This is a genomic window from Olavius algarvensis spirochete endosymbiont, from assembly GCA_900608495.1.
In the GTDB taxonomy this organism is placed as follows: Bacteria; Spirochaetota; Spirochaetia; order DSM-2461; family DSM-2461; genus UBA2779.
Map to the genome: position 1 here is coordinate 1 of UWYT01000117.1, position 10,298 is coordinate 10,298.

The 10,298-nt window shown below is 48.0% G+C and carries 8 protein-coding genes; 2 read left to right on the forward strand and 6 right to left on the reverse strand.

Annotation, left to right across the window (positions count from 1 at the left end):
* The 5 genes from S1OALGB6SA_RS03350 to S1OALGB6SA_RS03370 form a co-directional block, all read right to left on the reverse strand.
* Nucleotides 1–383 (reverse strand): hypothetical protein (locus tag S1OALGB6SA_RS03350; protein WP_148084012.1); only part of this gene is annotated, 383 nt, incomplete at its 3' end.
* Nucleotides 376–1,389 carry a diphosphomevalonate decarboxylase gene (gene mvaD / locus S1OALGB6SA_RS03355; RefSeq protein WP_124032558.1) on the reverse strand — a complete coding sequence of 338 codons (1,014 nt, stop codon included), beginning with the start codon at nt 1,387–1,389 and terminating at the stop codon, nt 376–378. The genes S1OALGB6SA_RS03350 and mvaD, both read right to left, overlap by 8 nt.
* Nucleotides 1,376–2,662 carry a hydroxymethylglutaryl-CoA reductase, degradative gene (locus S1OALGB6SA_RS03360; RefSeq protein WP_124032559.1) on the reverse strand — a complete coding sequence of 429 codons (1,287 nt, stop codon included), beginning with the start codon at nt 2,660–2,662 and terminating at the stop codon, nt 1,376–1,378. The genes mvaD and S1OALGB6SA_RS03360 overlap by 14 nt, the downstream gene beginning before the upstream one ends.
* On the reverse strand, nt 2,637–3,818 hold the full coding sequence (fni, locus tag S1OALGB6SA_RS03365; RefSeq protein WP_124032560.1) for a type 2 isopentenyl-diphosphate Delta-isomerase: 1,182 nt from the start codon (nt 3,816–3,818) through the stop codon (nt 2,637–2,639). Before fni ends, S1OALGB6SA_RS03360 begins: the two co-directional genes overlap by 26 nt.
* Before the next feature lie 3 nt (nt 3,819–3,821).
* Nucleotides 3,822–5,096: a hydroxymethylglutaryl-CoA synthase family protein gene (locus S1OALGB6SA_RS03370; protein WP_124032561.1), complete on the reverse strand. Its 1,275-nt coding sequence runs from the start codon at nt 5,094–5,096 to the stop codon at nt 3,822–3,824.
* A 636-nt stretch (nt 5,097–5,732) separates the two neighbouring features.
* Here S1OALGB6SA_RS03370 and S1OALGB6SA_RS03375 point away from each other — a divergent pair.
* The gene (locus tag S1OALGB6SA_RS03375; protein ID WP_124032562.1) at nt 5,733–7,640 is read left to right on the forward strand and encodes a M24 family metallopeptidase; all 1,908 of its coding nucleotides are present in this window, start codon (nt 5,733–5,735) and stop codon (nt 7,638–7,640) included.
* A gap of 47 nt (nt 7,641–7,687) precedes the next feature.
* Here S1OALGB6SA_RS03375 and S1OALGB6SA_RS03380 read toward each other — a convergent pair whose 3' ends face one another.
* Complete coding sequence (locus S1OALGB6SA_RS03380; RefSeq protein WP_124032563.1) at nt 7,688–8,758, reverse strand: phosphoadenylyl-sulfate reductase; 1,071 nt, start codon at nt 8,756–8,758, stop codon at nt 7,688–7,690.
* A 186-nt stretch (nt 8,759–8,944) separates the two neighbouring features.
* Between S1OALGB6SA_RS03380 and S1OALGB6SA_RS03385 the strand changes: the two genes are divergently transcribed.
* Nucleotides 8,945–10,298: class I tRNA ligase family protein (locus S1OALGB6SA_RS03385; RefSeq protein WP_148084013.1), on the forward strand; the 1,354-nt coding region annotated here is incomplete at its 3' end.

Here is a 10,298-nt window from a genome sequence, read left to right on the forward strand (position 1 = left end):
TTGTCATCAGACCGGTTCAATGCCCTGGAAAAAAGGAGAGCCGCAACTGCGCTGAAACCAAATCCCAGTTTTTCACCATCGGAACTGTATAGAGCACTGGTATTTACTGTTATTCTCCGGCTCTCTTCCCACAGCGAGTTGGATTTCTTCGCTTCTTCCCAGACGTAATAACAAAGGGAGTTTTCAGCAGGATTACCTGGTTTCCATGATTGGAATCCTTCGGCATAAATCGAACGCAGTTCGAAATCAGTTGATTGTTCTTTTTGCATGGTTGCGCGTCCACCAGCGGCGAGACATATTCCTTTGCCGCCTTCCTCTGTTACAAGGTATTCACCCGCGATTAGAAGGCTTCCTGGAGCGCTCCATTTTTCGATACTAGTCATTATTGCTTAGATACGGTGGACCGCCCACCTTACAAATCCAAAATGGCAGATGGCTGAATTGTGTTTTTAAATGCTCTATGAGCAATGGAACTTCTTTTTCGAGACAGAGTATTTTTACCTGAGGTCCCGCATCCATGGTTTCCCAAATATTCAAACCTGCGGATCTTAGCTTCTCGCAAAGGATTATTACAGCCAGACTCGCGGGTTTCCAATATATTATTGGAGGGTATGATGAGAACATAGTGGAAAACATTCGCAGATAGCTGCGCCTGATCAGTGGACCTAGAGCACTGAGGTTTTTTGCTTCCAGGGCGGCAAGAGATTTATCTATATTCTTTTTTGAATCACTGATCCAAGCTTGATAGAATGGCGAGTTCATTTTGACTCTCTCCATGGCAGCACGCGATGAAAGTTCTTTTGCTTCCTTTTCAATTTCCACCACAATGATTCGCAGCTCAGGCCACCAATTCTCATCGTAGATTTGATTGGCATAAATAGCGCCGCTATCTAAGCGCACGAAGCCTCCAAAGGTTGAACGAGCGGCGGAGGCAGAGCCGGTTCTGGCCAAGGCGGATAGTTGCTTTGCAGGCAGTTCGAATTTTAAGGCGCTTGTGCAGGCGAGGGCCAGAGCGGCAAAGCCACTTGCAGAACTCGCCAGGCCTGCAGAGCTGGGAAAATCCGAAGAACTGCATGCCGTGATTATAAATTTGCCCATCTTTGGATTTCTTTTATCCACGAGTTCCCTGAGATTTGCAAAGAAATTGGCAAATCGCCTATCCGATTGAAGTTTTTCATCTATAAATACTCTGTCCGTTTCCTCACTGTTTGAACTTGGATGTTTTAAGTAAACCTTGGTTACGGTATGGAGTTCATTTAGTGCGATACCAAGCGATGGGCTTGCCGGGATATTTTTCAATTCGTTCTCTTTACCCCAGTATTTGATTATTGCCAGATTGGGATGAGCAATAGCTGTTGCCTGCCCAATGAGGTTATCAAGTTTCGACATCTACCTGCTCGGTCCAGGAGGTGAATCGCTGGCTTGCCTCCTCGTAACTCCGGATGTTTTCGGAGCAAATCACAGTTGCGAAGGCGGATATGCAATCACCTCGCGCACCAGCTTTGTAGGCCAGACGGCGTGCGTGGAAGTTCATATGTCCTTTTTGAATTCCTTCGCATACAAGCGCACGGAGGGCGGCTAAATTCTGCGCGAGGCCCAGAGCTGCCGCGATTCGACTTAAGCCAGGGCCATCGGGGTTGCCCAACTGATCGAGACACCACCGCGATGATGGATGAAATCCCACGGCGCCTCCGGTTACCGCAAAGGGAAGCGGCAGTTCCAACGATCCATGAAGTGTATTTTCCTCAACCCAGTATTGACTTAAGGCGTGATAGTGCCCATATCTTGCAGCGTATGCATGGACGGAGGCTTCAATTGCCCGGGTGTCATTTCCAGTGGCCAGGGCCAAGGCGCTGATACCATTCATAATTCCTTTGTTATGGGTGATGGCGCGGTCGGGGTCTTCTCTCGCAATTCGAGCGGCGCGCACTATTCGGCGTGCTGTTTCTTTGCCATTGAAGCCCGCGCCCCCGAATTCATCGATGGGAATGCTCAAACGAGCCGAGGCGGTTCGGTCCCAGGATTTGTTGGACAAAATTGCCATTAGCACCTTTCCGCCTGTAATCCTTTCCAGTATTGGGCTTACTTTCTCTGCGACACTGTTTAAGAGGTTCGCTCCCATGGAATCTCTAACATCGATTTGAATGTTTACGGAGAGTGTTCTTGATGGAGCTATCCAGCGGGCGCTGATATCACGCCATCCTCCACCTCTGCTTTCCATTGATTCAAGCGTTCTCTGCAGATGTTCTTTGATGCTGTTGCGTGCGTTTAGAACTTTTTCAGTAGATGACGGGTTCAGTTTTCCCTCAAGAAAAACCTGTGCAACCATAACCGGCTCCGTGCTTTGCGTGTTTATTCCACCGTGTTTGGAGAGTAGCCTCCCCGCGAACGATGCTGCCGCGACAACCGAAGGTTCCTCTGTGGCCATGGGTATTCTGATTTCCCGGCCATCTATGGTGAATGGACCTGCTAATCCCAGGGGCACGCCAAAGTAACCAACGGCTTGTTCTATCATCACCTCGGATACATCAAGGAGATTTTCATCGAAGCCGGTAAAGGAGAAATCGGTTCTTTGTTCACTCGTTAGGCTGGGAATGCCGGATGAAATACTCTTTCTCCGTCCTCGTATTGGTTCCTTACGAAAGCTCTTCCAAGAAGTCATTGCTATTTGTTTTTTCCTTTTCGTCAATTTCGTTTACTAAATTTTTGGCGAGGTTGTGCAATTTTGGTGTTACTCGAATTTTGCTTCGCCTCAGTTCGTCCAGGTTCTTTGATCCGCTAAGAGCGAGTGCTGCCTGAATGCCTTTGGTTATCTGTGCGAGGTATTCAAATACGCCATCGGAACCCGTATCTGATGCGATCCTAACGAATGGAAGGGCGGCGGCGGCTATTTGGGCGCCGCAAGCGATTGATACCGCAAAGTCTCTTGGCGTTCGAAGACCTCCCGAAGCGATTATTCTGCCCTTGATTAGCCTACTGGATTTGCTTTCGGTTTCAGTGATTTGCCTATAGGCGATTAACAGCTCGCCGGTGGAATACCCCCAATCTCGAAATGAATGGGCGGCTGATACATACGGGTTCTGTTTCTGAAGCAAATGGCTGAAGCTGTGCTTTGCGGAATTGCTGCAATGTCCTTCAATAGCAACCCAGTCAGTGCCGCCGGTCCCTGCAATGTCAATGAAGGCAACACCAAGCTTCAAAAGTCGGAGTCCTTCGACGGGAGGTATTCCGGCGCCGATTTCCTTAACCAATACCGGTATATCCGCCTTTTCCATCAGGCGTTCGAATTCCTCATACCATCCGTTGAAGTTCCTTTCACCATGCTCCTGAAAAAATTCCTGGGATGCATTCAGATGTACGCAAAGCCCATCAGCCTCAATGCTCTTCACTGCCTCCATCAATATCTTCGGGGTATATTCACGCAGTTGCGCCACACCGATATTTGCAAGAACCGGCACATCCGGCGCGAATTCTTTCAACTGGAAATGTGAACGGGTTTCCTCGTGGTGCAAAATCACTCTGATGGAGCCAGTGCAGAGTGCTATTCCAGCTTGAGAGGCTACGTTCGCCAATATTCGATTGAGTTTTCTTCCTTCGTCGGAGCCTCCGGTCATGCAGGAAATCATCACTGGTATTTTGAGCACATGATTGAGAAAATCACATTTTGTCGTTATCGATCGGCTGTCAATTTCGGGAAGTGACTTATGTGGTATTGATATTTCATCCAGTCGCGTGTTCCCTGATTCGATTGCAAGAGCTTTGTTGAGGCAGATATCGAGGTGTCGTCGTTTTCTTTTCTGTATTTCGTTTTTTTTCAATAATTAATCTCTATCGTAGATTCGATAACCGTTCTCGCTGAGGCTTTTCAAATAGAAAAGCCCTTTTTTCGAATTCGGGGTTTCCAATCGTTCTCGCAGTGCGTCGATACTTGTTGGAAGGGATAACCAAGCAAGATACTCGTCGAAACTGGCGTTTCTTGATCCGTCTCTCCATTTTTCAATGCTCCATTGAGATATCAACTCAGGCGCATTTTCGCAAATTGTACCAGAGAATACTGTCATTGTGTTTCCCGAGCCATACGATGCTATTAGTACTCGTTTGTGTATTATTTCCTCACCGATTTTGTGATGTTCCTGATACAACAGGGTAGCCAGGTAGGTGTATAATGATGCGGTGTACAGGTTGCCAAAAGTACTGCAAAGATACATGGCATCGGTGAATCCGGAGCGCTGTATGAAATGTTCAATTTCCGCTTCACTCTTTCCGCAACTCTCACTTAGGAGATTTCGGAGAGCGATTTCGGGCATTGAGGGAAAGGGTACGTGAAGGGCTATGTAATCGATTTCCTCGACGCATTCCGAGGGATTTCGTTCGGCTCGATTGCAGTAATCCTCAAAAGCCGCTTTTAGGGCGCTCTGATAGCAGTTCATGGAATAGCGACCTTTAACCTTGGCTGTAACTGAGTTTATGGGTCTGAAGAAGTCATCCACATCTGATGAAAAGAATCCCTGTGTTTCGAGATTGATTTCCATGAGTCTGGGATTTTTTTCCACTATGAGCGCAACGGATCCCGCACCTTGAGTGAATTCTGCCGTACTTGGGGCATCATAGCGAGCGATATCACTGGATATCACCAGTCCACGCTCTTGAGCGCTCCCGGAGCAGCTGAGGTTTGATGCGGCTGACAGGAGTGCAGATGTGCCTCCGGCACAGGCATGTTTGGTATCGTAGGTGCTCAGAGCGTTGCCTAGGGTGTAACCTGCTTTTTTGAGCATACCGTGAACATATGAAGCCACTGGTTTTGCAAGATCGATAGCCGTTTCGGTACCCACCAGGATATATCTAATCTTCTCCTGCAGCTTCGGTGATAGACGTTCAAGGGTTTCGGAGGCGGCGTTTGCCGCGAGTGTTGCGGTGTCTTCCCAGGGAGCGGGGAAACGGAAGGAAACCTGGCCGGTTTTTTTCGCGGCTCTCCTCATTACACGATTTAACTGAGGCTGCGCTTGAGCGCGTGCCTCAATTAGTGAATTTACATCCATCTGGAGTTTTGGAACGTAAATTCCTATGTCTCCGATTCCAATTTTGGTTTCACTCATTATGCCAGCATCCGTTTTAGACAGAATCAATGTATATTGTATTTGAGTCTTGTTGTCAGTAGCCAGTGATATGTTGCCTTAGTTTTGCTTGAAAGGGTTGATTAACTGCTGTTCGGATTGAATTTGCGCGCAACTATGTTGCAAAACTATTCGGAAGTTGAGGGTTGGATGCCTATCTCGGGAGGGTGAAAATGACAGACATCCTTGCCTCTCCTTAATATTCGGCGTATGCGAACGAAGCTTGATACTTTTTTTATATGGGAGTAATAGTTCTACCAAAAGATGGGGGGCGATAAAGCCGGAGAACCTTGAATTGGGAGATGTTTGCCATGGTATGCGGAGACTTGCTGCCTTCCAGTGCAGTATATCAGTAATGGGTTCGGTTTTGAGGTAAGGTTCCGGCATTGAACTATGTAGCGGTTGGAATTCGGAAGCCAAGCACGGCGTCGTCAGCGAACGCATGCTGTTTGAGTACTCAATATACAAAGGCAGGTTTTCTAACGAACAGAAAAGTACTTCTGATGAACTTCGCGAGAAAATCAGTCGACTGCTTTGTTGTGGCATCTGGTGGCCTGTCCAAGTGAATAGCGTTTAGCCGAATAGTTGTTCAAATGGTTTTTTCCAGCTGGAAGATGGATGTTGCGCAGGAGCCTCAACCGGAAGGAAGATGTGCCCGTGGGCAAACTCAGGATTCTTGCTTACCAGCAGGAAAATACACCCAAGGCTCAATTTGAGCTGGATTCCGGAGGTATGTTGATGGTTCAAGAAAGGTTGGAATTACTTCGGGCTGCTATGCGGCGTTCAGGTTTGGATGCATATGTAATTACGGGTATGGATCCTCATCTTTCTGAGTGCCCCCCGGAGAGGTGGCAGAGTAGAGAGTGGATTAGTGGATTTACCGGGAGCGCCGGATTGCTTGGCATTACGAGAGACAAGGCCGGCCTTTGGACGGATTTTCGCTATTGGATTCAGGCTTCCAGTCAGTTGACCGACAGCGGCATCGAGCTTTTTCGAGTTGGAAAGGAGGGTGTTCCCGGAATTCACAACTGGATTTTGGGGGAGCTTCGCGATGGGGGAAAGATGGGAATTGATGGGTGCACCGTAACGCTTAGGAAGATGGATGAGTGGCGGAAAGCGTTTAAAAATTCTTGTGTTGATATTGTTGCGGGGACTGATTTACTTGGGGAGATATGGGAAGAGAGGCCGCTGCTACCCAATTCTGAAGTTTATGAATTGAATTTGGATGTAGCAGGGGAAACACGTTCTTCCCGTCTCGCCCGCTTAACCGCGGCACTGAATGCCGCTGGGACGAACACGTGGATAGGTGTCGTTTTGGACTGTATTGCCTGGCTATTGAATATCCGTGGTGAGGATATCCAACACGTTCCGGTTGCTGTAGGTTATTTCATTTTTTCGGAAGGTAGAGGAGTTTGGTATACGAACAAAAAACGGCTTCCGACTCGATTGATGATTTCTCTGAAGCGGGATGAAATTGAAATAGCGTCTTATGAGGATTTTTTTCCGGCCCTTGGGAGACTGCGGAAGGGTTCAAGAGTTTTGCTGGACCATCACTATATCACTCAAGCGGTATTGGATCGGCTCGCGCCAGGGGTCATTCCAAAATTTGGAAACGATCCGGTTGTTATGATGAAGTCTCGGAAGAATGAAGTCGAGGTGGCACTGATTCGTCGGGCAATGATAAAGGATGGAATTGCGCTGATACGTTTCATGATTGAGCTTGAGAACGCTCTTTGCGAGGGGAAAGAACTGACAGAGATTGTGGTGAAGGAGCTGCTCAATGCAAAGCGGGCGGAGTTGGAGGGTTTTCGCGGGAATAGCTTCGCTCCGATTGTGGCTTATGGGGCGAATTCAGCACTGGTACACTACGAAGTGGGGCGGGGTGAAAATAAACGGTTGAGACTTGATTCCAGGTTACTGCTGGTGGATTCGGGGGCTCAGTGGGAGGAGGGAACCACTGATGTAACTCGTACCTTTGTATTGGGTGAGCCGAATTTGGGGCAGATTCGAGACTATACCTTGGTGCTTAAGGGGCATATCGCTGTGTCGCGGGCGCAGTTCCCGAGAGGCGCGCGAGGATACCAGGTGGACGCCTTGGGAAGGGCCGCACTCTGGGCAGAGGGTATGGATTGCGGGCATGCTTTGGGACATGGGGTAGGGTATCGCCTAGGGGTTCATGAAGGACCGCAGAGGCTGAGTCAAGAAGCTGTGGATGTGCCGCTTGAGCTTGGCATGATTGTTTCAAATGAACCGGGTGTTTACAGGGAGAACTTTGGAGGTGTCAGGATCGAAAATTTATTGCTTTGCCGTAAGCTTTTTGATGGTGATTTCGGGGTATTCTTTGGCTTCGAAACCCTTACGCTTGCACCTTATGAGTTGAATCTTGTAGATACTGGTATGCTAAGTGATGATGAGACGGCTTGGATCGATGATTATCATCGGAGGGTGCGTGATAGTTTGGGTCCCTTCTTATCGGTTGAAGAGAAGAGGTGGTTGGAATTGAAAACGCCAGCTGTTGGGAGTTAGGCTATGTCTGTCGGCGAGTTGTTGATGTGGATTGGACGCGGTTGCAGCTAAAAGTGTATACCACATTCGCGTTTTGTTTCATTTTCCCACCACCACCTGGCAGCTCGCTCGTGTTCTCCGGGTCTTAGAGGGCGTGTGCATGGTTGACAGCCGATTGAACGGAAGCCGGCATCGTGAAGCGGATTGTAGGGTATCTTGTTGGTCCTAATATAGTCCCACACCTGCTTGGAGCTCCAATCGAGTAATGGATTTATTTTTATCAGCGGCTCCCCGTTGAGATTTCTATTACGCTGGTCAATTTCGATGTATTTCAAATAGCTTCGTGTCGCTGGACTTTGGTCTCGTCTTAATCCTGTGGCCCAGGATTCATAATTTTTGAGCGCTCGGCTTAGAGGTTCGATTTTTCTGATTCCACAGCATTCGGCATGACCATTCTGATAAAAGCTGTTGATGCCTTTTTCCCTGAGGAAGGGTTGGAGTAGCGTGGGAGAGGGGGTAAATACTTCAAGAGTGAGTTTGTAGTGATTTCGTACTTTTTCGATGAAAAAGTATGTCTCCGGGTGGAGGCGACCGGTATCCAGACAGAAGGCGGTAAATAATAAATTGTTCCTGCAGGCCATATCTATTAGGACGACATCTTCAGCACCGCTGAAAGCCAAAGCCAGTTTTTTGCCAAAATCGCTTTGGGCATGGGTCAATATTTCCGGGGGACTCAGGGTTGCATACCCTCGATTGGCAGACTCAATGTCGGCTATTTGGATTCTTCCACTTGCCGTTTTTTCGAAGTCTGAGCCAGTATTGGATTCGAATTGAGCATCCTGGTTGTTTCGAACGTTTTGCTGGTTGGACTGGTGAGGCGCTTGGGCTAGTTCCTTGTTTATGAATTCAAACAGACGGGTATAAACTCGTGGCGATTCGTTGTTTTCATTTACGATGAAGAAGGGAGCAATTTTGACATTGTGTTTCTGCGCTAATTTCACGCCCTCGGAATTCTCTTCGCCGTCCCTAGTGTATACTACCCTGTCGATTTGATTCCAGTAACCTCGTTTTCGAAGTATGCTTTCGGCCTGAGCGCATTTGTTGCATGGCGATCCGTCTTGGAGAATCTTTTTCACCATAACTATTTCCATCTTAAGAAAGAACAATACTCCGATTGCTTGTTTTTGGCGAGGGGGTTGGTTTTACGGTGCTGTTAGATTTGGATAATGCCTCATCTTGCACGAGGATATGCAATGCAGTATTTTGTATAGCGTTTTTGGAATGAGAACTGCTGCCCGGCGGGACAATTTAAGTGGGAGCCTGTTATGTATAATCCGGTAGATTCAAAGATTGACTTTCCGCGAATGGAGGAAGGGATTCTCAAGTTTTGGAAGGAGAGGCGAATATTCGAGAAATCAATCGAATCCCGCGCCGATGCGGAAGAATTCGTTTTTTATGATGGACCACCATTTGCGACCGGGGTTCCGCATTTTGGGCACTTTGTGCCGGGCACGGTGAAGGATATCATACCCCGATATGTAACCATGATGGGCAAGAGAGTTGAGCGTAGATTCGGCTGGGACTGCCATGGTTTGCCTGTCGAGTACGAGATGGAGAAAGAACTGGGCATCTCAGGTAAGAGGGAAATCGAGAAGTTCGGTGCTGAAAAATTTAACGAGGCATGCCGCTCCATTGTTTTGAGGTACACCGAAGAGTGGCGAAAAATAATGACTCGTTCCGGGCGCTGGGTTGATTTTGACCACGATTATAAAACCATGAATCCGAGTTACATGGAATCCATCTGGTGGGTTGTGAAATCGCTTTGGGAGAAGGGTTTGATATATAAGGGACATTACATATTACCCACTTGCCCCAGGTGTTCCACTCCGCTGTCAAATCACGAACTCAATTTGGGCGGCTACAAGGATGTGCACGATCCCGCGATTACCGTGAAATTTCGCGATACCTCGGCTGAGAATACCTGGTTTCTTGCTTGGACAACCACTCCATGGACTTTGATCAGCAATCTTGGTTTATCGGTGGGACCGGACATTGACTATGTCAAGGTTGAGAGTAAGGGAGCGGCTTATATCCTGGCTGAGGCACGCCTTGGTGAATACTTTGATGGGGATTACTCCCCGCTATGGAAAAGGAAGGGTTTTGAACTTAGGGATATGACCTATGAACCAATCTTTCCGTATTTCGGCAACCTTGGGAATAAAGGTGTATTTCGGATTTTTGTGGGGAGCCATGTGTCAACCGAGGAGGGGACTGGCATAGTGCATACGGCGCCTGGTTTTGGTGAAGACGACTATGAGATTTTCAAGGATGCGGGAATCCCTATCGTATGCCCCGTGGACGATGAGGGCAGGTTTACTGCTGAAATTCCGGAGTATGAGGGCCAATTTGTGAAGGATTGCGACAAAGAGATAATCAGTCGGCTTATACGAGATGAGAAACTGTTTAAGCACGATCAGGTGTTACACTCGTATCCACACTGCTGGCGCTGCGAGAGCCCTCTCATCTACAAAGCTGTCGATTCCTGGTTCGTCGATATTCAGAAGATAAAACCCGTGATGCTGGCTTCGAATGATAAGGTGAACTGGAATCCAAGTTATTTGAAGTCGGGCCGTTTCGGGAAGTGGTTGGAGAATGCGAAAGACTGGGCCATCAGTCGCA